General features: G+C 69.0%; 23 protein-coding genes. 10 read left to right on the forward strand and 13 right to left on the reverse strand.

Going from position 1 to position 24,089, the window contains the following annotated elements; all coding sequences use genetic code 11:
- Positions 1 to 93: 93 nt before the first annotated feature.
- Positions 94 to 1,065: a CU044_5270 family protein gene (locus AB0I53_RS01100; protein ID WP_358594461.1), complete on the reverse strand. Its 972-nt coding sequence runs from the start codon at positions 1,063 to 1,065 to the stop codon at positions 94 to 96.
- Positions 1,062 to 1,697 (reverse strand): RNA polymerase sigma factor, encoded by a 636-nt coding sequence (locus AB0I53_RS01105; protein ID WP_358594464.1) that lies wholly within the window; start codon positions 1,695 to 1,697, stop codon positions 1,062 to 1,064. The genes AB0I53_RS01100 and AB0I53_RS01105 overlap by 4 nt, the downstream gene beginning before the upstream one ends.
- Positions 1,698 to 1,948: 251 nt before the next feature.
- Here AB0I53_RS01105 and AB0I53_RS01110 point away from each other — a divergent pair, with 251 nt between their 5' ends.
- A complete protein-coding gene (locus tag AB0I53_RS01110; protein ID WP_358594467.1) occupies positions 1,949 to 3,577 on the forward strand; it encodes an alpha/beta hydrolase in 1,629 nt (542 codons plus the stop codon).
- Between the two features lie 93 nt (positions 3,578 to 3,670).
- Here the strand turns inward: AB0I53_RS01110 and AB0I53_RS01115 are convergent, their stop codons facing one another.
- The 5 genes from AB0I53_RS01115 to AB0I53_RS01135 form a co-directional block, all read right to left on the reverse strand.
- A complete protein-coding gene (locus AB0I53_RS01115; RefSeq protein WP_358594470.1) occupies positions 3,671 to 3,835 on the reverse strand; it encodes a hypothetical protein in 165 nt (54 codons plus the stop codon).
- A gap of 283 nt (positions 3,836 to 4,118) precedes the next feature.
- The gene (locus AB0I53_RS01120; protein WP_358594473.1) at positions 4,119 to 5,933 is read right to left on the reverse strand and encodes a phosphoenolpyruvate carboxykinase (GTP); all 1,815 of its coding nucleotides are present in this window, start codon (positions 5,931 to 5,933) and stop codon (positions 4,119 to 4,121) included.
- Between the two features lie 407 nt (positions 5,934 to 6,340).
- A complete protein-coding gene (locus AB0I53_RS01125; RefSeq protein WP_358594476.1) occupies positions 6,341 to 7,090 on the reverse strand; it encodes a DUF6802 family protein in 750 nt (249 codons plus the stop codon).
- Positions 7,091 to 7,400: 310 nt separating this feature from the next.
- The gene (locus AB0I53_RS01130) at positions 7,401 to 7,619 is read right to left on the reverse strand and encodes a DUF397 domain-containing protein (RefSeq protein ID WP_358594479.1); all 219 of its coding nucleotides are present in this window, start codon (positions 7,617 to 7,619) and stop codon (positions 7,401 to 7,403) included.
- Positions 7,616 to 8,485 carry a helix-turn-helix transcriptional regulator gene (locus AB0I53_RS01135; RefSeq protein WP_358594482.1) on the reverse strand — a complete coding sequence of 290 codons (870 nt, stop codon included), beginning with the start codon at positions 8,483 to 8,485 and terminating at the stop codon, positions 7,616 to 7,618. Before AB0I53_RS01135 ends, AB0I53_RS01130 begins: the two co-directional genes overlap by 4 nt.
- Before the next feature lie 336 nt (positions 8,486 to 8,821).
- On the opposite strand from AB0I53_RS01135, the gene AB0I53_RS01140 reads away from it, so the two are divergent.
- Entirely contained in the window at positions 8,822 to 9,655 is an 834-nt protein-coding gene (locus AB0I53_RS01140) for an NmrA/HSCARG family protein (protein ID WP_358594485.1), read from the forward strand.
- 70 nt (positions 9,656 to 9,725) lie between these two features.
- On the opposite strand, the gene erm is transcribed toward AB0I53_RS01140, so the two are convergent.
- Complete coding sequence (gene erm, locus AB0I53_RS01145) at positions 9,726 to 10,463, reverse strand: 23S ribosomal RNA methyltransferase Erm (RefSeq protein WP_358594487.1); 738 nt, start codon at positions 10,461 to 10,463, stop codon at positions 9,726 to 9,728.
- Positions 10,464 to 10,788: 325 nt separating this feature from the next.
- Between erm and AB0I53_RS01150 the strand changes: the two genes are divergently transcribed.
- Together AB0I53_RS01150 and AB0I53_RS01155 are read left to right on the forward strand one after the other, a co-directional pair.
- Complete coding sequence (locus tag AB0I53_RS01150) at positions 10,789 to 11,619, forward strand: M55 family metallopeptidase (RefSeq protein WP_358594489.1); 831 nt, start codon at positions 10,789 to 10,791, stop codon at positions 11,617 to 11,619.
- A 167-nt stretch (positions 11,620 to 11,786) separates the two neighbouring features.
- Positions 11,787 to 13,850: a PhoX family phosphatase gene (locus AB0I53_RS01155; RefSeq protein WP_358594492.1), complete on the forward strand. Its 2,064-nt coding sequence runs from the start codon at positions 11,787 to 11,789 to the stop codon at positions 13,848 to 13,850.
- 162 nt (positions 13,851 to 14,012) lie between these two features.
- Here AB0I53_RS01155 and AB0I53_RS01160 read toward each other — a convergent pair whose 3' ends face one another.
- Complete coding sequence (locus AB0I53_RS01160) at positions 14,013 to 14,210, reverse strand: hypothetical protein (protein ID WP_358594495.1); 198 nt, start codon at positions 14,208 to 14,210, stop codon at positions 14,013 to 14,015.
- A 53-nt stretch (positions 14,211 to 14,263) separates the two neighbouring features.
- Here AB0I53_RS01160 and AB0I53_RS01165 point away from each other — a divergent pair, with 53 nt between their 5' ends.
- The 5 genes from AB0I53_RS01165 (at position 14,264) to AB0I53_RS01185 (ending at position 17,231) form a co-directional block, all read left to right on the forward strand.
- Positions 14,264 to 14,587 (forward strand): nucleotidyltransferase domain-containing protein, encoded by a 324-nt coding sequence (locus tag AB0I53_RS01165; RefSeq protein ID WP_358594498.1) that lies wholly within the window; start codon positions 14,264 to 14,266, stop codon positions 14,585 to 14,587.
- A gap of 87 nt (positions 14,588 to 14,674) precedes the next feature.
- Entirely contained in the window at positions 14,675 to 14,917 is a 243-nt protein-coding gene (locus AB0I53_RS01170; protein WP_358594501.1) for a hypothetical protein, read from the forward strand.
- 6 nt (positions 14,918 to 14,923) lie between these two features.
- Entirely contained in the window at positions 14,924 to 15,883 is a 960-nt protein-coding gene (locus AB0I53_RS01175) for a GNAT family N-acetyltransferase (protein WP_358594504.1), read from the forward strand.
- A gap of 127 nt (positions 15,884 to 16,010) precedes the next feature.
- On the forward strand, positions 16,011 to 16,562 hold the full coding sequence (locus AB0I53_RS01180) for a cupin domain-containing protein (RefSeq protein WP_358594507.1): 552 nt from the start codon (positions 16,011 to 16,013) through the stop codon (positions 16,560 to 16,562).
- 39 nt (positions 16,563 to 16,601) lie between these two features.
- On the forward strand, positions 16,602 to 17,231 hold the full coding sequence (locus AB0I53_RS01185) for a TetR/AcrR family transcriptional regulator (protein ID WP_358594510.1): 630 nt from the start codon (positions 16,602 to 16,604) through the stop codon (positions 17,229 to 17,231).
- Between the two features lie 78 nt (positions 17,232 to 17,309).
- Here AB0I53_RS01185 and AB0I53_RS01190 read toward each other — a convergent pair whose 3' ends face one another.
- A complete protein-coding gene (locus tag AB0I53_RS01190; protein WP_358594513.1) occupies positions 17,310 to 18,659 on the reverse strand; it encodes an MFS transporter in 1,350 nt (449 codons plus the stop codon).
- Between the two features lie 101 nt (positions 18,660 to 18,760).
- Here AB0I53_RS01190 and AB0I53_RS01195 point away from each other — a divergent pair, with 101 nt between their 5' ends.
- Entirely contained in the window at positions 18,761 to 19,444 is a 684-nt protein-coding gene (locus tag AB0I53_RS01195) for an SDR family oxidoreductase (protein WP_358594516.1), read from the forward strand.
- 277 nt (positions 19,445 to 19,721) lie between these two features.
- Here AB0I53_RS01195 and AB0I53_RS01200 read toward each other — a convergent pair whose 3' ends face one another.
- From AB0I53_RS01200 to AB0I53_RS01210, 3 genes are all read right to left on the reverse strand, one after another.
- On the reverse strand, positions 19,722 to 21,053 hold the full coding sequence (locus AB0I53_RS01200) for an amidohydrolase (protein WP_358594518.1): 1,332 nt from the start codon (positions 21,051 to 21,053) through the stop codon (positions 19,722 to 19,724).
- 403 nt (positions 21,054 to 21,456) lie between these two features.
- On the reverse strand, positions 21,457 to 22,113 hold the full coding sequence (locus AB0I53_RS01205; protein ID WP_358594521.1) for a response regulator transcription factor: 657 nt from the start codon (positions 22,111 to 22,113) through the stop codon (positions 21,457 to 21,459).
- Positions 22,110 to 23,909, reverse strand: coding sequence for a histidine kinase (locus AB0I53_RS01210; protein WP_358594524.1), 1,800 nt, complete (start codon positions 23,907 to 23,909; stop codon positions 22,110 to 22,112). The genes AB0I53_RS01205 and AB0I53_RS01210 overlap by 4 nt, the downstream gene beginning before the upstream one ends.
- Between the last annotated feature and the right edge of the window lie 180 nt (positions 23,910 to 24,089).

The following is a 24,089-nucleotide window of genomic DNA, read 5'->3' on the forward strand; positions in this document are numbered from 1 at the left end:
TGTCCACCGTCCGACGCCCTGACCCATGCCGTGGGAAGCGGAGCACCGCCGATTTCGCCCGAAATCGGCGGTGCTCGTGAGGGGGTGGCGCCGCTACTGCCCGCTCGGAACCTGCCCGATGCCGTCGACCACGTCCCGTTCCAGGACGGCCTTCGTCTCCACGAGGGCCCCGGCCGCGCCCAAGCTGCTGTCCTCGGCGAGCACGGTCCGCTTCCCCAGGTACTCCAGGGTCTGCGGGTCGAAGATCCACTGCTTGCGCATGCCGGCGTCCTCGTCGAGGTAGCTCACCACCAGGCCGGTGCGGCCTTCGGCGTCCTGCGCCTCGCCGCCCAGCTCGACTCCGGGGATCTTCGCGGCCGCCTGGTACACCGCCGCGGCCAGATCCGGTGGCAGCAGGGCTTCCTGGATCAGGTCGCCGAGCTTGTCGAACATCCGCCGGTCCTTCGAGCCGCCGCTGCCGGAGTTCTCGCGCACCCAGGCCAGCAGCGCGTCGGGATCGGTGGGCAGCTTCTTGAGCTCTTCGTAGGTGGGCGTCTGATCGGCGTGCTTGATCAGCTCGTACATCGGGTCGGAGCCCTCGCGGATCGCGCCGACGACCGTGCCGGGAGCGACCTGCCGTTGGGCGAACCAGATCTCCCGCTCCTGCACCGGTCCCAGCACGAACGGCCCGTCGGTGTCGCCGTCGGCGGTGGAGTCGGCGCCGACGCTCCTGATGTAGACGTACTGGTCGGGCCGGATCTGGGGCTCGGGCTTCGCGGCGGCCGCGGCCGAGATGCGGCCCAGTTGCTCGGCTGCGGCGGCCTGCCCGGCGTTCGGGCCGGACTGCAGCACGAACACGCCTGCGGTGATGGCGGCGATCGTCAGCGGAACGGCGGCCAGGGCCCACCGCCTGCTCCGCGCCGGTCGGGCGTGGGTTCGGGGCTGCTGGTGGATCTCCCGCATGAGGTTCTCCCTGAGGACGGTGTGCCGCTCGCCGGACAGCTCGGGCTCGGCCGGGGACGGCAGCAGGTGAGCGAGTTCGGCGCGGTCGACCTCTTCGCGCGGCCCGCGTCGCATGGCCTTCATCGGTTCCTCCCTTGCGGCGAACGGGACGCCATCGGGCGTCCACCTCCTACCTGTCCGGCTGCGGTCGCGGGTTCCACCGCCACGCGCAGATTCCGCATTTCGGCATCGGCGAGCTTCTGCAGCCGCGCGCGGGCGCGCGACAGCCGGGAGCGCACCGTCCCGACCGGGACGCCGAGGGCTTCCGCGGCGGCCGCGTAGTCCAGGCCGGACCAGACGCACAGCGTGAAGACCTCGCGTTCGCCGCGGCGGAGCTTGGCCAGCGCGCGTTGCGCGGCCGCGACTCGTTCGGCGTCGTCCATCCGGCCCGCCACGTCGTCGGCGAAGTCCGGGACGGCGTCCTGCGGCCGGGTCCGGGCCAGCGCGGCCTGGTGCCGCCGCGCCGCGCGGGAGACGTTGCGCTGGACGTTGGTGGCGATGCCGAGCAGCCACGGCAGCAGCGATTCGCCGTCGGCGTGCACCCGGTCCCTGATCCGCCAGGCTTCCAGGAACGTCAGCTGGGTGATGTCCTCGGCGGTGGCGTGGTCGGTGAGCCTGGCGGCGTGGCGGAAGACGGCTTGGGCGTGTTCGTCGAATAGTCGCGCGAATGCCGCCGGATCCCCGGCCCGCACCCGGCTGCGCAATGTCTCTCCCACACCCAGTCCTGTCCGCGACGCCCACCGAGTTCCAGGTGACCTGGATCACCTTTTGAAGCCGGGGCGCGATTTCCCGAGAAATCGACGTTCATCCGGGTGAACGTACATTTCTCGAGAAATTGCGCTCCTGCGGCCGGAAGCTCCTGACATTTGTCACGGATAGTTTCGACAAGCGGCAGTACCTCGCTCTTGTGTTCACCTGATCGAATGATCTTGCAGATTCAAGTGAACGCAACGTGAGAGGGGACCCGATGCGAAAATCCTTGCGCGCGTTAGGGGTTACCGCAGCCCTGGGGGTGCTGCTGGTCGCTGCTCAGCCCGCCCTCGCCCAGCAGGCGCCACCCCAGCCGCCGTTCGAAGTTCCGGCGAAGTTCGCGGAACAGCGCATCGAGTGGGCGCCGTGCTTCCCGCCCGAGCTCCCGCCCGACCTGCCGCCGGGATCCGAGCGCCTCCAGTGCGGCACCATGACCACGCCGATGGACTGGCACAACCCGGACAACGGCAAGGAAATCAGCATCGCCGTCACCCGGCTGTCGCCCGCCGACGGCCCCAGCGACCGCGCGCTGTTCACCAACCCCGGCGGCCCCGGCGGCGCGGGCCTCGGGATGCCGCTGGCGATGCTCACCATGGGCGTCCCCGAGGTGATGGACGCCTTCGACGTCTACGGCATCGACGTGCGCGGCACCGGGAACAGCAGCACCGTCTCCTGTGGACCGCAGGAGGCGGTGCCCGGGATGGACGTCCGGGATCGCAGCCCGGAGAGCGTCAAGGCGCTGATGGACATGAGCCGGCAGCTCGCCGCCGACTGCCAGGAGCACAGCGGTGAGCTCGGCCGCTACATCACCACCGAGCAGACGGTGGCCGACCTCGACCTGCTCCGCCAGGTCGAGCAGCGCGAGAAGATCAACTGGTACGGCGTCTCGGGCGGCACCTGGCTCGGCGCCTACCTGGCCACCTACTTCCCGGAGTCGGTGGACAAGGTGGTGCTCGACTCGAACGCCGAGTTCACCGGCAGCTGGCAGGAGGTCTTCGGCTGGCAGCCGATGGCCTTCGAGCGCCGTTGGCGCGAGGACGTGCTGCCCTGGCTGGCCGCGCACGACGCGAACTACCACCTCGGCACCGATCCTCGGCAGGTTCAGGCCACTGTGGACGAGCTGCGCGCGGACCTGAAGGCGAATCCGCTGCCGTCGCCGGATGGCCCGCCGGTCGACCACACCGCGCTGGACACCCTGGTCGTGCAGAGCATGTACTCGAAGTTCGCGTTCCCGAAGCTCGGCAGCGCACTCGCGGCGCTGCGGGAAGGTGCGGGCGAGGCGGCTCCGGTGCTCGCGCAGGCGCGGGCCCGCGTCATGCCGATGCAGGCGGCCGGCCCGGCCGACAGCCAGGCGGCGACCTTGTACTCGATCCGCTGCAACGACACGCCGTTCCGCGGCTCCCCAGAGTCGGTGGTGGCGCAGTCCGGCGTCGAGGGACGACTGTTCCCGACCATGGGCTACTACTCGATCGTGCAGCCGTGCGTGTTCTGGGAGCGTCCGGACGTGAATCTGCCGAAGCCGACCGGAGAGGGCGTCCCACCGGTGCTGATGCTCCAGTCGGAGAACGACCCGGCGACCGCGCGGGAAGGCGCTGAGCTCGCGCACCGGAAGTTCCAGGGCTCGCGGCTGATCACCGTTCGCGACGAAGGCGACCACGGGGTCTTCGGCATCGGCAACGCCTGCGTGGACGACGCGGTCACGGCTTACCTGCTCGATGACGTGGTGCCCGGCGACCTGACCTGCCAGGGCGTGCCGGCGCCGGAACCGGCGGCGACGCGCAGCTTCGACTCCGGCGGCCGGAGCCTGCTGGACACGCTGGATCGACTGGCGGGCACGCTCGGCTGATCCCCGAAAGGCGCAGTTCCGGGCAAAAAGCTCGCGGGCGGTGAGTGGACTTGATCCGCTCGCCGCCCGCGGGCCTTTGGAGATGCCTTACAGTCATCGCAGTTGTGGCCTCCTCCGGATCGGAACCGTGTCCCGGTGCACCCGGTCGATCTCACCGGCTTCCGGCTGTTCGTCGACCTCGTCGTCCTCCCTGCGGAGTGAAACGAACACCGCAGCGACCGCGATCAGGGACAACGCCAACATGGCCAGATCAGCCATGACACACCCCCTCGTATCGGCGCGCCGTTTTCGGCGGTAATCACTGGGACGCAGACAGTGTCCGTCGGGTTGCTGATCGTTTGGAATCCCCGGATCTGCTCTCCCCGGCTGGGTAGATCCACCCGCCGCCGAAAACGAAAACGGCGTTTCCCCGAAAGAGCTTCAGCTCTCTTGGGGAAACGCCGCACGGATGCGCACATGTTGGCGGAGCTCCACGCCGGACGGGTGGACGCGAAGCTTCCCACGTCGCTTCGGTAAGTCCACCCGTCCGGGGGTCGCTCGGTCAGTGACCGAGACGCTGTTTCAGGGCCTCCAGCTCATCGCGCATCGAGCTCGGCAGGTCGTCGCCGATGGTGTCGAACCACTCTTCGATGAGCGGCAGCTCCGCCTTCCACTCCTCGACGTCGACCTTCAGCGCCTCGTCGACGTCGGCCTTCGGCGTGTCCAGCCCGGCCAGGTCGATCTCGTCGGCGGACGGCACCCGGCCGATCGCGGTGTCGGCGGCGGCGGCGTTGCCCTCCAGCCGGTCCACGATCCACTTGAGCACGCGGGAGTTCTCGCCGAATCCGGGCCACAGGAAGCGCTTGTCCTCGCCGCGCCGGAACCAGTTCACGTAGAAGATCCGCGGCAGCTTGGTGGCGTCGGCGGACTTGCCGACGTTCACCCAGTGCTCGAAGTAGTCGCCGACGTTGTAGCCGATGAACGGCAGCATCGCCATCGGGTCGCGCCGCACGTCGCCGACCTTGCCGGCCGCCGCGGCGGTCTTCTCCGAGGACAGGGTGGCGCCCATGAACACGCCGTGCTGCCAGTCGAACGCCTCGTTCACCAGCGGCACCGTGGTCTTGCGGCGGCCGCCGAAGAGGATCGCTGAGATCGGCACGCCCTTCGGGTCGTCCCACTCCGGCGCCAGGATCGGGCACTGCGACATCGGCGTGCAGTACCGCGAGTTCGGGTGCGCGGCGTTCTCCCCGTTGTCCGGGGTCCAGTCGCGGCCCTTCCAGTCGGTGAGGTGCTGCGGGTCGCCCTCCATGTCCTCCCACCAGACGTCGTTGTCGTCGGTGAGGGCCACGTTGGTGAACAGCGAGTTGCCCTGCTCGATGGCGCGCATCGCGTTCGGGTTGGTCTTCCAGTTGGTGCCCGGCGCGACGCCGAAGAAACCGGCCTCCGGGTTCACCGCGTAGAGGCGGCCGTCCTCGCCGAAGCGCATCCACGCGATGTCGTCACCGAGGGTCTCGACCCGCCAGCCCGGGATGGTGGGCTGCAGCATCGCCAGGTTGGTCTTGCCGCAGGCCGACGGGAACGCGGCCGCGACGTAGTAGACCTTCTCCTCGGGCGAGATCAGCTTCAGGATGAGCATGTGCTCGGCCAGCCAGCCCTCGTCGCGGGCCATCGCCGAGGCGATGCGCAGCGAGTAGCACTTCTTGCCCAGCAGCGCGTTGCCGCCGTAGCCGGAGCCGAAGCTCCAGATCATCCGCTCTTCGGGGAAGTGGGTGATGTACTTGGTGTCGTTGCACGGCCACTGCACGTCCTGCTGCCCCGGCTCCAGCGGCGCGCCGACCGAGTGCAGCGCGGGTACGAAGTCGCCGTCCTCGCCCAGCCGCTCCAGGGCCTTCGAGCCCATCCGGGTCATGATCTGCATCGACACCACGACGTACTCGGAGTCGGTGATCTCCACGCCCAGCTTCGGCTGCTCGGCGTCCAGCGGGCCCATGCAGAACGGGATGACGTACATCGTGCGACCACGCATGCAGCCCCGGTAGAGCTCCGTCATGGTCGCCTTCATCTGGTTGGGGTCCATCCAGTTGTTGGTGACCCCGGCGTCCTTCTCGTCGACCGAACAGATGTAGGTCCGCTCCTCGACACGCGCCACGTCCGAGGGATCCGAAGCCGCGTAGAACGAGTTCGGCTTGTTCGCCAGGCGGGTGAAGGTGCCGGCCTCGACGAGGCGGTCGGTCATCCGCTGCCATTCCTGCTGCGAGCCGTCGCACCACACCACCTGGTCGGGTGTGGTCAGCTCGGCGACCTCACGCACCCACGACAGCAGGCGCTCGTGCGTGGTCGGTGCCTGGTCGAGACCTGGGACGGTCAATGCGGTCATCGCTTCGCATCTCCTGACTGGGCGCCACAGCCCGGATTCGCCGACGGGGTCCCGTCGGCCTTTACAGGGAAAGCTTCGCCCGCCCCGAAGACCGGGCGAAGTGAAAAAGGGATGCACCGAGGCTAACGGCGGAATGGGCGCGCAATGGAGATCAGCCATGTTCGTTCTCTCACAAGAACGATAAGGGAATCGATTCAGAAGCGACCTTGGAAGTGGTCTGGACGAAAATCTCGCCGTGCCGGGATCGCTTGGATCCAGATTTTCCGGCGAACCGGACGTCTGCGCGAACACCGGGTTACGCGCAGGCATCGACCGAATGGCGGTTGCTCTCCGCCGCGGACGTGAAAAACCCCGCCCGACGGCCTGGCGCAGGCACATCGGGCGGGGCGAGGAGTCGTGTCGGGCGGTCAGCCCCAGACGTCGTCGGAGTCGGCCTTACCGCCCGCGGCGCCGCGCAGGCCGCCGCCCTGCTGGCCGTGACCGCCTGCGCCGTTTGTGTCGACGGTGGCGGCGTGCGGCTGGGCGGCGTCGTCGAAGGTCCAGGCCGTGTCGTCGGTCGCGCCGGTCGCCTGGTTCGGGGCGTAGTGCCCGTCGTCGGTCATCTTGCCCTGCTCGACCACCGTCCACTGGCCGTCGCCGGTGTGGTGCGAGATCGTCACGTCGCCGGTCTGGCTGATCTCCACGACCTGGTCGGCGGACCCGTCGCCGTCGACGTCGGTGACCAGCATGGTGCCGCCGGCCTCGGTCTCCACGACCGCGGTGTCGGCGATGCCGTCCTGGTTGGTGTCCTCGGTGGCCGGGCCGACCTGCATGTCGCCCTGCGGCGTGTCGATGACCATCGACTGGCCGTGCTGCTGGTCCTGCGGATCGGCGCCGCCCGGGTGCTGCTCGGGCGCCTCGCCGGCCCACGTGCCGGTCTCCGCGTCGAAGCGGGCCTGCTCGACGACGATGCCGTCGTTGTCGATCGACTGCATGACGTCGGCCTGGCCGTCGCTGTTCTCGTCGATGTACGCGACGTAGCCGTCGTCGGTCATCACGGCGACGGTCTCGTCGACGCCATCGCCGTCGAGGTCGTAGTTGGCCTCGGCGGTGTACTCCTCGCCTTCGACGGTGACCTTGATGTCACCGTCTCCCGCGCCGGTCTCCTCGATGTACACGTCCGCAACCTCTCAGCCGCCGATCAACTGCAAAGCCTAGGACGCAGGGTAGAGGCCGAGGGTTCCACAGATGAAGGACCTGGTGTTTTCCGCGCACGGATCACAACGCTCGGTGCCCGGTCCGCAGCGCACCGAGACGATCGACGGGTGGCCCGGGCGCGGGCCGGCTGTGGCCCGGTCGGTGTCACAGCCGGAGGCAACGGCACTGGTCCGTTCAGGCGGTCAGGCCCGAACCGGGCGCGGTATCAGGCCGCTTCCCACGCGTAACGCAGCTCGTAGCCCGCTCCGGGACATGATCACGTCGTTGATCTCAGTGGTCGAAGGTGCCGTCCTTGACGGCGCCGATGAACCGGTGCCAGGTGAGCACCGGCACGGCTAAGTGCCCACCGTCAGGATCCTTGCTGTCCCGTACACCAGCCGCGTTGCCAAGGCGAGCGACCTCGACGCAGTTGTTGTTGTTGGGACTACGACTGGACTTCCGCCAGTCGATCGTTGCTTCGCTGCGCATCGTGCCTTCTTTGCTGATCATCGAGCGAACTCGTCGGCGACGCGCACGATGAACTTCTCAGACTCCACAGGATCGAGCGCGGCCGCGACGAGCTGTTGCCAAAGCAGAGTGTATGCATGGACATCATCAAGTTTGTCCAGGTAGCGGCCGTCTGTGAAGTCTTCGACGTAGACGAACTCAAGCGGTCCGGCTTTACCCGGCGACGGCACCCTGAACAGGTTGAAGTCATGGGTGGCGCGCGGCGCAGTGGCCGAGTCGAAGGGCAGGATCTGGATCTGCACATTGCGCAGTCGCGCGGTGTCCGACAGGTGCCGCAGTTGGCTCACCATCAGCTCTCGGCTGCCGACCACGCGTCGAATCGATGATTCTGAGAGCACGAAGTACACGTGCGGAGCGTCCTGCGCCCGGAGCACAGCTTGGCGTTCCAGCCGTGCCTCAAGCGCGTCCTCGGTGGACTGATCGCTGAGTTGCAGCTGCGCGGTCGTGAACAGAGCGCGAATGTACTCCTCTGTCTGGAGCAGGCCAGGAATGATCTCGTTCTGGTACTGGAAGATCGTCGATGCGTCAGCTTCGAGATCCACCGCCATCCTGAAGTACTTGGAGTACACCGACCGATAGCCGGACCATCGTCCGCGATCTTGGCTACCCCGCGCCAAGTCCAGAACTTCCTCGCGGTCGATCACGCCAGGAGCATGCTCTTCGTACGCAGCCATGAGCTTTTGCAGCACGTGCTGGGGAAGAGCGGTTTGCCCGCGCTCTACGCGACTCATCGTGCTGTTGGTCTTCCCGATGAGCTTTCCTGCCTCATCAAGATCCAGCCCAGTTTCCTCCCGAGCATGGCGCAACAGGTGGCCTACGAGCAGTCGCCGCACGGTCGGTGTTGGCATGTCTAGAGCATCGCACCTGCTCTGAAGGCAGCGCTTACACCCTTTCGCGTGGCGACGAGGTCGAGGCCGAGCGACAACGGGAAGCGGAGTCCACCGGGCGGCACTGTTTGAACACCGAAACCCTTGCGCGGCTGCGCATCTGACCGCGAGACCTGGTCCGGCGGATCCCCCTCCCCCTCGCCGGACCGCATGGTGGCCGGGCGCTTCGCCCCCGACCCGGCGCCCGGCCACCCCCTGGCGATCACATGTTGTGCACTGCGTCACACCGAATTGAGCTCCAGTTAAGTCGAAGTTCGAGAGTGGAGTCGATCTCGGGGCTACGAAGAAGGAGTTCTCATGACCGACGGCCGGACCGCTCTCGTCACCGGTGCCACCGGCAACCAGGGCGGCGCGACCGCCCGCCACCTGCTGGCGCGCGGCTGGAGGGTGCGCGCGCTGGTGCGCGATCCGGAAAAGCCCGCAGCTCGGGAGCTCCATGAATCAGGCGCTGTGCTGGTCCGGGGCGACCTGGACGACGCCGATTCCCTGCGCAAGGCGATGGCCGGCGCGGACGCGGTGTTCAGCGTCCAGGCCCTGGCATGGGACGAGGCCGGCTTGGCCGCCGAAGTCCGCCGAGGCACGACCGTCGCCGACGTAGCGCTGGAGGCGGGCGTCTCGCACCTGGTCTACAGCTCGGTCGGCGGCGCCGAACGCGACTCCGGCGTCGCCCACTTCGAGAGCAAGGCCGCCGTCGAGGAGCACATCCGGCGCATCGGCGTGCCCGCCACCGTGCTCCGCCCGGCGTTCTTCATGACCAACCTGACCAGCATCGTCACCACCAACGATGCCGGCGAGCAGATCCTGTCGATGCCGCTGGATCCGGCGACTCCGGTGCAGATGATCGCCGTCGACGACATCGGCTTCTTCGCGGCCAACGCGCTGGACGACCCGCAGCGGTACATCGGCGAGCAGATCGAGATCGCCGGCGACGAGCCGACCATGCAGCAGGTCGCGGAGACGATCCAGCGCGTCACGGGCACCCCGACCCGCTACGAACCGGCGCCGTTCGAAGGGCGGGACCGGATGTTCGAGTGGTTCGAGGAGAGCGGCTACAAGGCCGACATCCCGGCCCTGCGCCGACAGCACCCGGCGCTGCAGACCGTCGAAGAGTTCCTGCAGCGGCACTCCTGACCTGCGGCAATCGGCCCGTGAGTGCTTTGGGGTGCTATAACGCCCCAAAGCACTCACGGGCCACCTGCGGTCAGGTGGTTCCGGCGTAGAGGCGGGCCCAGCCTTCGGCCGTGAGATCCCGGGGGAGCTCCGGCAGGTCGCGCACCCGGCATCCCGTGACGTTGCGGACGATCTCGCTCAGGCCCCGGCCCCGGCCGGTGAACACCGCCTCGACGAACCGCTGGTAGCGCCGGAGCTCGGCGAAGGGCACCAGCGGGCCCGCTCGGCGCAGGATCTTCAGCACGCCGCCGTCGACCGCGGGCACCGGCCGGAACGAACGCGCGGAAACCCTGCCGCAGAGCTGGAATTCGTACCAGGGCGACCACTGCGCGGTCAGCTGGTTGCCGCCCGCGGTCCGCTTCCGGGCGACATCCCACTGCACCAGCAGCACCGCCTCCGACCAGCACCGCGCGCCCAGCAGCCGGCGCGTCATCGCGGTCGTGATGCCGAACGGGAGGTTGCCGACCACCGCGTGCGGTGCGTCGGGGAAGCGGAATTCGAGCATGTCGCACGTGATCACGCGCGCCCGGGTACAGCTGCCGCGGAGCTCGTCGGCCCAGTGCGGGTCGAGCTCCACCGCGGTGATCGATCGTCCAGTGTGGACCAATTCGCGGGTGATGGCCCCTCGCCCCGCACCGAGTTCCACTATCGGAACCGGCGACGGATCGAGCAGATCGACCATGCGGCGGGCGACGCCGCGGTCGATCAGGAAGTTCTGGCCGAGTTCGCGGCGCGCACGATCGCGCGCCGAATTCCGGCGGATAGGCATGTTCGTTGCTCCTGCGTTCGCGGACCGGTCGGAACCGGGCCCCCGCGAGCGCAGGTCAGCGTGGAATCACCGCACGACGAACCGCGCGTCAGGAACGAGAGCCCGGACGCGGACGGCGGCGCGAAAACAGATCAGGCGCCGCCTAGGCGGAACGCAACCGCATGAAAGCGGCGATACCGGCAAAACAAGCCATGCCGATCACGCTAACAACCCGCATCCGGCGCCCGAAACCGATTTTTCGGGCGCCCCGAGTCCACCGCCCGACGGCCGCCGATGCCGTGAAACCATCGGCGGGCACGGTGATCGGCGAATTCGGAGGTGGCGGATGCGGATCTACCTGAGCGTCGACATGGAAGGCGTCACCGGCCTCGTCGACGCCCAAGACGTCCAGCCCACCGGGCGGGACTACGAGCACGGCAGGCTGATGATGGCCGAGGACGTCAACGCGGCGATCCGGGGCGCGATCGCCGCAGGGGCCACCGAGATCACCGTCAACGACGCGCACGGCCCGATGCGCAACATGCGCTCCGACATGCTGCACCCGTCTGCCCGGCTGATCCGCGGCAAGCCCAAGAGCATGGGCATGCTCGAAGGTCTCGACGACACCTTCGACGCCGCGCTCTGCATCGGCTTCCACTCGCGAGCAGGCACTTCGGGCGTGCTCAGCCACAGCTTCATGGGCCACGAGATCGAGGACATGTGGCTCGACGACCGCCCGACCGGCGAGATCGGCCTGACCCACGCCACCGCCGCCGCGCTCGGAGTCCCGGTGGTGCTGCTCTCGGGCGACGACGCGGCATGCGCGGAGATGACCGATTGGGATTCCGCCGTGCGGGCCGTGCCGGTGAAGTACGCGCGCGGTCGCTTCGCCGCCGAACTGCGGCCCGTCGCCGAAGCCCGCGAGGCCATCGAAACCGCGACCACCGCCGTCCTGGCCGGCGAGCTCCCGGCTCCGCGGCCCGCGCCGGAGACCACGACGCTCGCGGTGCGCTGGCAGTCGGCTTCGGTGGCCGACACGCTGCTGAACCTGCCCGGCGTCACCGGCCGCGACGACCGCACCGTCGCGATCAGCGGCCCCGTGCCGGAGGTCTACCGGCAGTTCCGGGTCTGGCTGGACGTGGCGGCCTCGCTCACCAACCAGGCGCCGTACTGCTGATGATCCGTGTCCGGCCGGATACGCTGCGTTGGGCCTTTTCGGTTGCCCGGGCGCGGTTTTGTTAACTCTGCGTCGCTTGTTTAGCCCCCGTTCATCTTCGCGTCCAGGAACCATCGCCTGATCGACCTAACTTTTAGATGTTCCCCAACGAGCATCTGGAGGTCCGCTTGCCTTCCCGACCGGACAGCGGGCGGGTAATCCCGCTCCCCCTGCTTTCCCACCACTCCGCGAACCGGGCCTCGGTCACCTGCAAGTACCGCTGCGGCAACGCCTGCGCGCACGAGGCCCCGAACACGTCGGCCAACGCCTACTTCGGCGACATCGTCGAAAGCGTGCTCAGCCGGCGTTCCGCGCTGAAGGCAAGCGGCGTGATCGCGCTGGCCGTCGGCGGCGCAGCCGCGCTCACCGGAACCGCGACCGCCGCCCCGGCGCCGCTGGCCCGTCCCGGCCGCGGGAACGTCCCGGGCACCGACTTCACCCCGGTCGTCCCGAACACCGAAGACCTCGTGGTCACCGCCGAGGGCTACGACCAGGGCGTCGTGATCCGCTGGGGCGACCCGGTGGTGCAGGGCGCGCCCGAGTTCGACTTCAACAACCAGACCGCGGCCGCGCAGGAAAAGCAGTTCGGCTACAACAACGACTTCGCCGAACTGGTCCCGCTGGACGGCAGCGGCAAGCAGAACCTGCTGGTGGTCAACCACGAGTACACCACCGAAACGCACATGTTCGTCGGCTACGACGAGAACAACCCGACCGAAGAGCAGGTGCGCATCGCCTGGGCCGCGCACGGCCTTTCGGTGGTGTACGTCGAGCGGGAGGGGCGCGGCGGGCTCAAGCCGAAGCCGAGCCGGTACAACCGGCGCATCAGCCTGAACACGCCGTTCGAGCTGCGCGGCCCGGCCGCGGGCAGCGACTACCTCAAGACCTCGGTCGACCCGACCGGCACCAAGGTCTTCGGCACGCAGAACAACTGCGCGGGCAGCCTGACGCCGTGGGGCACGATCCTCTCCGGCGAGGAGAACTTCAACCAGTACTTCGCCAACGCCGACTCGGTCACCGACCCGGCGACCAAGAAGCGCTTCGCCCGCTACGGACTCAAGGGCACCACGAGCACCCGCAAGTGGGAGAAGTTCGACAAGCGCTGGGACCTCGCGCAGGAGCCCAACGAGGCGAACCGCTTCGGCTGGATCGTCGAGATCGACCCGCACGACCCGAACTCCACGCCGGTCAAGCACACCGCGCTCGGCCGGTTCAAGCACGAGGGCGCGGCGGTCAAGATCGCCGACGACGGCCGGGTGGTCGCCTACTCCGGCGACGACGAGCGCTTCGACTACATCTACAAGTTCGTGTCCAACGGGAAGGTGAAGCGGGGCACCAGCGCCCACGCCCGCCGGCACAACATGACGCTGCTCGACGACGGCACGCTGTACGTCGCGCGGTTCGCCGGCAACAGCCCGGCGAGCGAGATCGACGGCACCGGGAAGCTGCCCTCGGACGGCGCCTTCGACGGCACCGGCGAGTGGATTCCGCTGGCCAGCGGCAAGAAGTCGTTCGTGCCCGGTTTCACCGCCGAAGAGGTCTACATCTTCACCCGGCTCGCCGCCGACCAGGTCGGCGCGACGAAGATGGACCGGCCGGAGGACATCCAGCCGAACCCGGTCAACGGCCGCATCTACTGCGCGCTGACCAACAACTCCAACCGCGGCTCGACCGGCAACGCGGCGCCGGACGAGGCCAACCCGCGGGTCGGCAACAAGCACGGCCACGTGCTGGAGGTCGACGACGACGCGACGGGCACGAAGTTCCGCTGGGACCTCCTGCTGGTGTGCGGCGACCCGAACGACGCGGGCACCTACTTCGGCGGGTTCGACAAGTCGCAGGTCAGCCCGATCTCGTGCCCGGACAACGTGGCATTCGACCGGCACGGCAACCTGTGGATCTCCACCGACGGCAACGCGCTGAAGAGCAACGACGGCCTGTTCGCGGTGCCGGTGGACGGCCCGGAGCGCGGTCGGGTCAAGCAGTTCCTGACGGTGCCGCACGGCGCGGAGACCTGCGGCCCGGTGGTCCGGGACAGCGTGGTGACCGTGTGCGTGCAGCACCCGGGCGAGCTCGACGGGGCGAGCGCGGACAAGCCGGCGTCGCACTGGCCGGACGGCGGCGACTCGCAGCCGCGTCCGTCGGTCGTGGCGGTCTGGCGCAAGGACGGCGGTGAGATCGGCCGACGCTGATCCACCTTGCGAGCGCGGGGGTCTCCGGCAGGTCCGGAGGCCCTCGTTGCGTTCGGGGCACGGGGCTTGCGGCGGCTGGTACGCGTCCGTGCGCAGCACGACGCCGAACCGCACGAGCCGTCCGACTTGCCGCCGAGGCCTTTTGAACGCACCTTTGCGGCATCACGTGGTGGGCGACGGGGTTGGCGGCTCCGGCGCGAGTGCTGGCGTTGCTCCGACGAGCTCGACTTGGCCGACTTCGCTCGGTCGTAGGCGGCAGGTGAACGGCTCGTCCAGCCGGTCGAGATGCTCGTCGCCGAGGCGGCCGTGCGGCGAGGGCGGCTCGTGAATGGCCGGGCGGTCCGCAATATCCGATGTCATCGGTGTTCTCCCGGATGCAGGATCGAACCGATCAGCGCGGCTACGCTCGTGCCGTGGCGGTGTTTCCGGACCAGCGCGCTTTCGCCGCGGCGATCAGCCGCGTGCTTGCCGATGCGGTGCCGGGCTCGCAGGCGTCGTTGACCGGATCGCTGGGCGCCGGAACCGCCGACGAGTACAGCGATATCGACCTCGCCTGGGTGGTGCCGGACGGCGCGGTGTCACGGTGCGCCGACCGGCTGGTCGAGGTGCTCGGCGCGGTCGCCGAGGTCGCATCCGTGCGGTCGGTGCCGGAGTTCCAGCGGTCCGCAGTGCGTCGGCTGATCTTCGTGCGATTTCGCGGCGTGCCGTTGTTCTGGCGGCTCGACCTGCAGATCTGAGCCGCCTCGCGCGCCTTCGACACCGACGCCGATGCGGACGATCCGCGGGCGCGGGGCACTGACTGGTCGCTGCCGGAAAGCGCGGCGATGAACACGCTCGGCGCGTGCAAAGCAGTGCTGCGCGGTCGCCTCGAAACGGCGGAAGGCCTGCTGTCGCGGGGCTTTCAGCGGATCGGCGAGCACAATCCGGCCGGCGGGTTGGCGCACCGCATCGCTGCGCTCGTCGATGCGGCCGCTGCTCAGGAGCCGCGACTGCGTGAGCTCGCTTCGGACATGCATGCGCTGCTTCGCAGGCGCAGCAACGACTTTCCACAGCCGACGACGGAGTGACGTCGGATGGATCTGGAGATCGTGCCGTTCGACGACCGATTCGCCGGGCAGGCTGCGCAACTGATCGCCGGTGACCACGCATCGACGGGCACGGACCTGGCCGACGCGGATGCGGCACGACGCCTCGTGGCGGAGTGGCAGGGCGACGGCCCGGCCGTGGCCGCCGTGGCCCAAGGCGAACTCGTCGGCTTCATGGCGGCATCGGCACCGGCATTTCCGGGACACCAGCTGGCCCGGATCCGCCTCCAACAGCACGCCTCGGTGCCGGAGGGGAAACGGGAGATCTACCGCCGCTTGTACGGGGCACTGTCCGAGCAGCTCACCGCGGTGGGCGCCTTCGAGCACTCGGTGATGGTCGCCGCCGCGCACCAACCAGTCATCACCTGCCTGTTCGAGCTGGGCTTCGGCATCGACCAGGTCAAAGGCATTCGGCAGGCGGCGCCGATCGGTGCTGCCGGGACAACGGAAGTTCGCGAGGCCGGCGCGGAAGATCTCTCGGAACTCCTGGATCTCACCGTCGAGCTGCAGCGGTTCCACGCCGCACCGCCGATCCTGCGCCCCGCGCTCCTCGACCTCCGGGCTATCCGGGACGACCTCCGGACGTCGCTCGTCGACCCGGACCGGGTGGTGCTCGTTGCGGCGGAGCACGAACGGCTCATCGGGATGATCCAGGCGGGCCGTGACAACCGCTTCCCGGACACGGCCACGATCGGCCTCGCCGTGGTGACCGCCGGCGCGCGATCCGGGGGAGTGGGCACGGCGCTGCTGTCCGGTGTCCTCGGCTGGGCGTCCCGCTGCGGCTTCCGCAGCTGCGGCACCGAGTGGTCGTCGGCGAACCTGGTCAGCGACGCCTTCTGGCGCGACCACGGCTTCTCGCCCGCGCGCTACACGCTCACCCGGCTGATCGACGCCCGCGTCGCCTGGGCCCACACCCGCCTGAGCTATCGCTACTTCTCGGGCCCGTAGGGAAAACGCGCGGCTCGCACCAACGATCACCGTCCTCCGGCTCGGCGCCGTAAGTAAACTGCACTGTGCAGTTGAGATATTACACTGGTGAGTATAATTTCGTGGTGAGACCCAGAGGAGGATCGCCATGTCCTACCCGCCAGACCGATACCAGGGCGACGCCGGAGAGATCAGTGCTTCCTTCCGTCCGGCTGACGCCGATCCGGAGCTGGTCAACCCGTCCGGCACCAGGACCTACTACCTGGCCACCGGGAACCCCACCGGCCGGACCCACGACATCGCCACCGACGGCGAATTCGGGCTCTACCACGTGGTCGACCTGGCTCCCGGCGCCGGAACCGGCACTCACTTCCACAAGGCGATGTCCGAATCGTTCTTCGTCACCGACGGATCGCTGCAGGTGTACGACGGAGCGAAGTGGCGCGAAGCGACCAGGGGCGACTTCCTCTACGTGCCCCCGGGCGGACTGCACTCCTTCTACAACGAGTCCGACGAGCCGGTGTCGTTCCTCATGCTGTTCGCGCCGGGCGCCCCGCGCGAGGAGTACTTCGAAGGCGTCGGGCACATCGCGGCGTTGAGCGACGACGCGCGAGAGCGGTTCTTCGTCGAGCACGACAGCTACTTCACCGACCTGCGGTCCGGCCCCAAGGCCGGAAACCCGAGGCGAGGACCGACGTAGACTGCACCGAGTAGTGCAGCTCGTTGGAAGGGGACTCCGGTGTCACCGACCGGTCGACCGGAGAAACGCCGCGCCATCGAGACGGCGGCGCGCAAGGTGTTCGGCCGCGAGGGGTACACGCGGGCCAGCGTGGACGCGATCGCCGCGGAAGCGCAGGTGTCCAAGCGCACCATCTACAACCACTTCGCCGACAAGGAACAGCTCTTCCTGTCGGTGGCGCTGGACGGGGCGCAAGAGGTCACCGACACCATCGCGAGGCTGATGGAGCTGCACCTGCGCAAGATCGTCGACATCGAGGAAGACCTCGTCGCCTTCAGCCGCGACCGGATTGCGGCGGTGACCGAGTTCCCGGACCACTTCGCGCTCGTCCGGACGCTGGAAGCGGAGGTGACCCGGATTCCCCCGGCAGTCCTGGAGAAGTGGCTGGCCGCGGGCCCGCAGTCGGCGCACGAGCGGCTCGCGCCGTACCTCCGGAAGATCGCCGACCGCGGGCTGCTCGAGTTCGACGACGCACAGCAGGCCGCCTTCCACTTCAACCTGCTCACCATCACCGCCGTGCTCCAGCGGACGTTCTACGGCTCAATGCCGATTCCGCAGGGCGAGGCCGACGAGATCATCGTCAGCGGCGTGCGGGCGTTCTTGCGGCTGTACGCCGCTGCTCGTTCCTGAAGTTCGGGCGCGATTCGGCATCCACTTCGGACTATGGATTTCGCGTGTCCGCTCGGAAGCCGAGGTCCGTTCGGTGCGTCAGCCTTCAGATTGGGCGGTGGTCGATTCCTGCCGCTCCGCGCGTGGTGCAGCGCGGAGGGCGATCACCGTGATCGCCGCAGCGACCATCACGATGCCCACCACCCACAGGCCGGTTTTCTGCGAGCCGGTCGCGTCCTTGAGCGCTCCCGTGATGTAGGGCGCCGCGAAACCGCTGATGTTGCCCAGCGAGTTGATCAGCGCGATACCGCCCGCCGCCGCCGAGCCCGCCAGGAAGTTGCTCGGCAACGCCCAGAAGGTGGGCAGCGCCGCGCAGACGCCGACCGCGCAGATCGTCACGGCGACCATCGCGCTGAACGGATTGCCCAGGTACAGCGCGATCGGGATGCAGATGCCGCCGAGCAGCATCGGCAGCGCGACGTGCCACACGCGCTCCCGCTTCCGGTCGCCGTGCGCGGCCCAGAACACCATGGCCACCGCGCCGAATACGTACGGCACCGCCGTGATCAACCCCGTGTCCATCGTCGACAGATCGGTGCCGTACTGCTGTTCGAAGCCCTTGATGATGGTGGGCAGGAAGAAGCCCAGCGCGTACAGCCCGTACGCGATGCCGAAGTACACGAACGCCAGCGCCAGGATCCGCGGGTGGGTCAGCGCCTTCCGCAACGGCCAGCCGTGCGCCGTCTCGGTCTGCGCGCGCTCGGCCTCCAGCTGCTCGGTCAGCCAGGCCCGCTCCTGCGGCGACAGCCACTTCGCCTGCGACGGCCGGTCGGTCAGGTAAAACCAGGTCGCCACCGCCAGCAGCATCGCCGGGATGCCCTCGACGAGGAACATGAACCGCCAGCCGGACAGCCCGAAGATCCCGTGCCCGGTGCTGATCAGCGCGCTCGACACGGTGGCGCCGATGGCGCTGGACACCGGAACCGCGGTCATGAACAGCGCGACCGCCTTCGCCCGCTGCACCGCCGGGAACCAGTAGGTCAGGTACAGGATGATGCCCGGGAAGAACCCGGCCTCGGCCACGCCGAGCAGGAACCGCAGCACGATCAGGGCGGTGGCGCTCGGCACGAACGCCATCACCGTCGCCACCACGCCCCAGCTGATCATGATGCGGGCGAGCCACTTCCGCGCCCCGAAGCGGTGCAGGGCGAGGTTGCTCGGCACCTCCAGCACCAGGTAGCCGATGAAGAAGATGCCCGACGCGAAACCGAAGGCGGTAGCGGTCAGCCCCAGCTCGTCGTTCATGCCGTTCGGGCCGGCGAAGCCGATGTTGACCCGGTCCAGGTAGTTCACGAAGTAGAGCAAGATCAGGAACGGCATCAACCGGACCGCGACCTTGCGCAGGATGCGGTTCTGGGCACCGGCAGGGGCGGCGTCGACACTGCTCACTCGAGTGACCTAAGCCCCATCACCCCAATGGGTCAAGAGGTAGTCCGCTGATTGGGACGGCCGGTCGCTGGCCCGAAACCGCCCGACGATACCGTTATGGCATGCCCGAACGCCCAATTGCCCTGGTCACCGGCGCCTCGCGAGGCATCGGTGCCGCCGTCGCCCGCTCGCTTTCCGACACGCACGACCTGCTGTTGGGCGGGCGCGACGCCGACGCGCTGCAGGAGCTCGTGGACGAGCTCCCCGGTGCCAAACCGTGGCCCGTGGAACTCACCGACCACGACGCCGTGGCCGCCGCGGTCGCCGACATCGAGCGGCTCGACGTGGTGGTGCACAGCGCCGGCCTGGTCGAGCTGGCCGCGGTCGCCGAAGCCTCCAGCGACTCCTGGCGGCGCACCTTCGAGCTGAACCTCTTCGCCGTCACCGAGCTGACGCGCCTGCTGCTCCCCGCGCTGCGCGACGCGAAGGGCCACGTGGTGCTGGTCAACTCCGGCGCCGGCCTGTCCGCGAAGCCGAACTGGGGTTCCTACGCCGCGAGCAAGTTCGCGCTGCGCGCCTTCGCCGATGTGCTCCGCGCCGAGGAAGCCAGCAACGGCGTTCGGGTCACCTCGGTGTTCCCGGGTCGCACGGCCACCGACATGCAGCGCACCGTCCGCGACCAGGAGGGCGGGGCGTTCGAGCCGGACCACTACCTGCGCCCCGAGTCGGTCGCTGCGCCGATCGTGGCCGCGGTGCGCGCCAGCGGCGACGCACACCTCACCGAGATCATCGTCCGGCCGTCCTGAGGCCCGTCCCGCAAGGGCCGTCCCGCAAGAGCCGACCTGCAAGAACCGACGCAGGGATGCGGGTAGCGGCCGCCCGCAGGAGTCGCAGTCTCGCTGTGGCCGCTCCGGCGTGGCGAAAGCCCAGTTCGCTACGCCGGGGCCGCCCTAGCCGGACGACTCCGGAGCACCCGCCGTGGCCCAAGCCGCACCTCGCACCGCCAGCGGCTGACGCCGCCTCGCGAAACGTGCCCTGCCCCGGGATCGGTTGACGCAACCGGTCCGAACAGGCGGTCCGGGTTCAGCCCCGGATGTACTGCGCGGCCGTGCGTGCCGTGGCCTGCACGGTGCGCCGGTCCACCCGCGTGGGCTCGCGCTCGTGCAGCACTTCTTCACCCGCGACCCAGGCGTCCCGGACGCACCGGGAGCCGGCCGCCCACACCACGTTCGCCAACACCTGATCGTCCGGCGCGTCCAGGCCCGTGGCGAACGCCGGGTTGTCGACGTCGAGGTGCACGATGTCGGCCCAGCGCCCCGGTTCCAGCGCACCGATGTCGTCCCGGTGCAGCGCCTCGGCTCCGCCCCGCGTCGCCGCAAGCAGCGCCGCCCGCGAGCTCAGCGCCGTCGCATCGCCCGTGATCGTCCGCGCGAACAGTCCTGCCAACTGCACCTCCTCCCACAGATCCAGATCGTCGTTGCTGGACGGCCCATCGGTGCCCAGCCCCACCGGAATGCCCGCGGCCAGCATGTCGACCAGCCGCGCGGTCCCCGACGCGAGCTTCGCGTTGGATCCCGGGCAGTGCGCCACGCCCACCCCGCGGCGCGCGAACAACTCGATGTCGTCGTCCGACAGGTGCACGCCGTGCGCGGCGAGCACCCGGCCGTCGAGCACGCCGAGCTTCTCCAGCAACGCGGGCACCGAACCGAACTGCTCGCGCTGTTCGGCGTCTTCGGCGGGGCTCTCCGCCACGTGCGTGTGGACCAGGGCGGCACGCTGTTGCGCGGACTCGCCGATGGCCTGCAGCGCCTCCGGCGGCAGCGTGTAAGCCGAGTGCGGTCCGTACGCCAGCTCCACCCGATCGCCGGGGCCGAACCGAAGCCCGTCGGCGTCGATCCACCGGTTGATCCCGTCGACCATGCCCTGCCAGCCGCCGAGCTTCTCCAGCGCGGGCGTGGAGATCACCGCCGACGCGAGCACCACCCGAGAACCGACAGCCAGGGTGGCCTCGACCACCGACTCGCCCATGAAGTACATCTCGGCGCTCGTCGTGACCCCGGCCCGCAGCATCTCGACGGACCCGAGCTCCATCCCGGCGCGGACGTCCGCCGGGCGCAGCCGAGCCTCTGCCGGCCAGATCACCTCGTGCAGCCAACGCAGCAGCGGCAGGTCGCCACCCATCCCCCGCAGCAGCGTCATCGGGCTGTGCGCGTGCGCGTTGATCAGGCCCGGCAGCAGGATTCCGCCGCATTCCCGGACATTCGCGTCGTTCGGACGTTCCGGCGCCCCGACCCGCGGCCCGCAGTACACGATGCGACCCTCGCCGTCGACGTCCACCACGGCGTCCCGGATCACCGAGCACTCGGGATCGCAGGGCAGAACCATCGGCGCGTGCAGGCGTAGTGCGATCGACATGCCCGCATTCTGCCCGACGCCTATCCGCCGCCCACCGTGCTCATGACAAGCAACATGATCACCCCCGCCAATCCCGCGATACCGCCCAGCACCGTCATGAAAAAGATGTCCTGAGTGCGCCTCGTCATGACTCCAGCATCGCCGGATTCCGGCCCCGGGACCTCGGCTGATCGGTCCGTCGACCTCGTTCGATCGGCCAGTCCCAGCCGACCGTTCGACCGACCCCGAACGGGTAAAGGCAACAGACGGGTTCGGCCGTGCTGCAGCTCAAGGAGAACAGCACCGCCGCTCGCCGGGCAGCTCTGGCAGTAAGGAAGAAACCAACGACGCGGCACGCAAAATGAGCGCACGCGCCGCCGGAATCGGCTGCCTAAGCCACGCTAACGCGCGCGGTGGCGAAGACTCATTCGTCCATGAGTCCGCTGCGCCAGGCCCAAGCCGCGGTCTCCACCCGGTTGCGGGCCTTGATCTTGCCCTGCGCGGCGGCGAGGTGCGTCTTCACCGTGGACAGCGACATGAACAGCTCCTGACCGATCTCGCCGTTGGTCAGGCCGCGCGCGGTCGCCCGCACGACGTCGAGTTCGCGTTCGGTCAGATCCACGGTCGGCACCTGCACCGCGCGGCGCTGCACCGGGGGCTGGGCGAAGTGCTTGAGCAGGCGGACCGTGATCTGCGGCGAGACCAGCGCATCGCCGCGCTCCGCCGCCCGGATCGCCTCCAGCAGCAGCGTCGGGCCGGCGTCCTTGAGCAGGAAGCCGCTCGCCCCGTTCCGCAACGCGCGGTCGACGTACTCGTCGAGGTCGAAGGTGGTCACGACGACCACCTTGATCGGATCGGTTACGCCGGGGCCGGCCAGCTGATTGGTGGCCTCCAGCCCGTCGATCCCGGGCATCCGGATGTCCATCAGGCACACGTCCGGCCGCTTCTCCCGCGCGACCCGGACCGCGTCCACGCCGTTCGCGACGTCGGCCACCACTTCGATGTCGTCCTGGGATTCCAGGATCATCCGGAAACCGGCGCGCACCAGCTCCTGGTCGTCGGCGATCAACACCCGGATCATCGCTGTCCCACTTTCCCGCTCTGCTCCGCCAACGGCAGCACTGCTTCGACGCACCAACCGACGTGCTCTCCCGGACCGGCCCGGAATCGGCCGCCCAGCAGCTCGATCCGCTCCCGCATCCCCACCAAACCGTATCCGCCCGAGCCGCCGACCGGTTGGTGACGTACCGCCGTGCCGTCGTCGGTGATCCGCGCGTAAACGTTCATCGGGTCGGCGTGGACGTCGATCTGCACGTAACTCGCGTCGAGCGCGTGCTTTTCGGCGTTGGTGAGGGATTCCTGCACCACGCGGAGGGCGGACCGGGCGACCTCCGGCGGGATTTCCCGGCCGAGGTCGATGCGAAGGTCCACAGTGGTCGGCCGGTGGTCGCCGACCGGGACGCGCCGAGTGGCCTTCACGAGGGCTTCGAGGTCCGCTTCGAGGTCGGTCGTGGCCTGCTCGGTGGCCGCCGACGCGCCGGCCGGCTCCGCGCCTCGCATGCTCGCGACCAGCCGCCGCATCGCGGTCAGCGCTTCGGTGCCGCTGTCGGCGATTCGCGCCAACGCGTCGGTCGCCGCCTTCGGGTTCTTCTCCGCGACCATCTGGGCTGCCTGGGCCTGCACCACGATGCCGGTGACGTGGTGCGCCACCACGTCGTGCAACTCCCGCGCCAAGGCCATTCGCTCGGCCTGCTGCGCGTCGGACACCGCGCTGCGCACGGTCTTCGTGCGCTCCGTGTCCCGCGCGCGGAAGTACAGCCCGGTGCCGACGGAGATGACCAGCAGCAACCCGCCCATGAAGACCGGTTGCAGGTAGTCGTCGAAATCCTTGAGCGACGACGAGTCGACCGGCATCACGAACAGGGCGAACAGCGCCGAACCGACCAGCGCGACACCTGCCCACACCGCGCGCTGCGGCTCCGCGTGCCTGGTGGCGTAGGTCACCAGCAGCATCCCCGCTCCGGTGGCGGCGAACGGGATTCCGCCGATCATGGCGACCTCGGTCGAGAGCCCCCAGAAGCGCATCATCAACGAGGTGAGCACCAGGGCCGTGGCCCCGAGCATCGACGCCTCGAACGGCCGGACCGGCCCGAAGACGGCCAGCACGGACATCACGACGCCGCACAGCAGCAGCACGACGCCGCTGAGCAGCGAATCTTCCCCGTTCTTGGTGAATTCCAAGACGACCAGCACGCTCAGCACCGCGATCACCGGCCACTGCCGGCGCACCAGCGTGCGCAACGGGGTGTCCCGGGACTCCTCCGGCGCGGATCGCCGGCTGCGCAGGTAGATGCCGGTGCCCGCGGTGAGCATCAGCTGCAGGAAGCCGAAGCTCAGCGTCTGGCCGAACACCATCGGAGGGTAGACGGCCGACATGTGCGCGCGCACCAGCACCGATGCGACGCAGCTCACCACCAGCACCGCGGTGACCGGAATGGCCTTGTGCAGCGGGCGGAACCGGAACAGGTACAGCACCAGCAGGAGGCCCGCCAGGTTCTCGGTCGGGGTGATCGTGATCAGCCCCAGGGAGTGGAAAGACGTGCCGGACAGCCGGCCGACCACCGTGGTGCAGCCCAGCACTACCGCGGCCGCGAGCCCGCACCAGACCGGCGCGCGGCGACCGAGGATCGCCAGCAGCGCCATCGCGGTGATCCCCGGGAGCAGCACGCTGTCGTCGTCGAGCAACCCGAGGGTGTCCCCAAGCCAGAACAACCCGAGCAGCCCGGCGAAGATCCACTGCGCGCGCAGGAAAACACCGAGCCGGCGCCACCAGGGCGCGGTCGGCTCGGTCCCGGGCCTCGTCGCGATGTTGCTCACGGCTCGACCGTAACCGGTGGCCTGATTCGAACACCTTGGCCGAATGGTTCGAATGCCCTGGCCGATCGGCCGACCCTCGCGCGTCGATCAGCGGCCCCGAGGCCGATCCGGAATCCGCCGCCGACCGCCAATCTCGAATCCAGCAGGTCCCGCACCGGTGGGGCCCCGAGATCCGGACCG

This window comes from Saccharopolyspora sp. NPDC050389 (assembly GCF_040655595.1).
Taxonomy (GTDB): Bacteria; Actinomycetota; Actinomycetes; order Mycobacteriales; family Pseudonocardiaceae; genus Saccharopolyspora.

Coding starts and splice junctions, on each gene's coding strand:
- AB0I53_RS01200 (WP_358594518.1), bottom strand. CDS start 21,053: ATGTCGATCGCACTACGCCTGCACGCGCCGATGGTTCTGCCCTGCGAT.
- AB0I53_RS01160 (WP_358594495.1), bottom strand. CDS start 14,210: ATGACATCGGATATTGCGGACCGCCCGGCCATTCACGAGCCGCCCTCG.
- AB0I53_RS01205 (WP_358594521.1), bottom strand. CDS start 22,113: ATGATCCGGGTGTTGATCGCCGACGACCAGGAGCTGGTGCGCGCCGGT.
- AB0I53_RS01175 (WP_358594504.1), top strand. CDS start 14,924: ATGGATCTGGAGATCGTGCCGTTCGACGACCGATTCGCCGGGCAGGCT.
- AB0I53_RS01150 (WP_358594489.1), top strand. CDS start 10,789: ATGCGGATCTACCTGAGCGTCGACATGGAAGGCGTCACCGGCCTCGTC.
- AB0I53_RS01180 (WP_358594507.1), top strand. CDS start 16,011: ATGTCCTACCCGCCAGACCGATACCAGGGCGACGCCGGAGAGATCAGT.
- AB0I53_RS01100 (WP_358594461.1), bottom strand. CDS start 1,065: ATGAAGGCCATGCGACGCGGGCCGCGCGAAGAGGTCGACCGCGCCGAA.
- AB0I53_RS01170 (WP_358594501.1), top strand. CDS start 14,675: ATGAACACGCTCGGCGCGTGCAAAGCAGTGCTGCGCGGTCGCCTCGAA.
- AB0I53_RS01195 (WP_358594516.1), top strand. CDS start 18,761: ATGCCCGAACGCCCAATTGCCCTGGTCACCGGCGCCTCGCGAGGCATC.
- AB0I53_RS01110 (WP_358594467.1), top strand. CDS start 1,949: ATGCGAAAATCCTTGCGCGCGTTAGGGGTTACCGCAGCCCTGGGGGTG.
- AB0I53_RS01135 (WP_358594482.1), bottom strand. CDS start 8,485: ATGCCAACACCGACCGTGCGGCGACTGCTCGTAGGCCACCTGTTGCGC.
- AB0I53_RS01120 (WP_358594473.1), bottom strand. CDS start 5,933: ATGACCGCATTGACCGTCCCAGGTCTCGACCAGGCACCGACCACGCAC.
- AB0I53_RS01130 (WP_358594479.1), bottom strand. CDS start 7,619: ATGATCAGCAAAGAAGGCACGATGCGCAGCGAAGCAACGATCGACTGG.
- AB0I53_RS01140 (WP_358594485.1), top strand. CDS start 8,822: ATGACCGACGGCCGGACCGCTCTCGTCACCGGTGCCACCGGCAACCAG.
- AB0I53_RS01115 (WP_358594470.1), bottom strand. CDS start 3,835: ATGGCTGATCTGGCCATGTTGGCGTTGTCCCTGATCGCGGTCGCTGCG.
- erm (WP_358594487.1), bottom strand. CDS start 10,463: ATGCCTATCCGCCGGAATTCGGCGCGCGATCGTGCGCGCCGCGAACTC.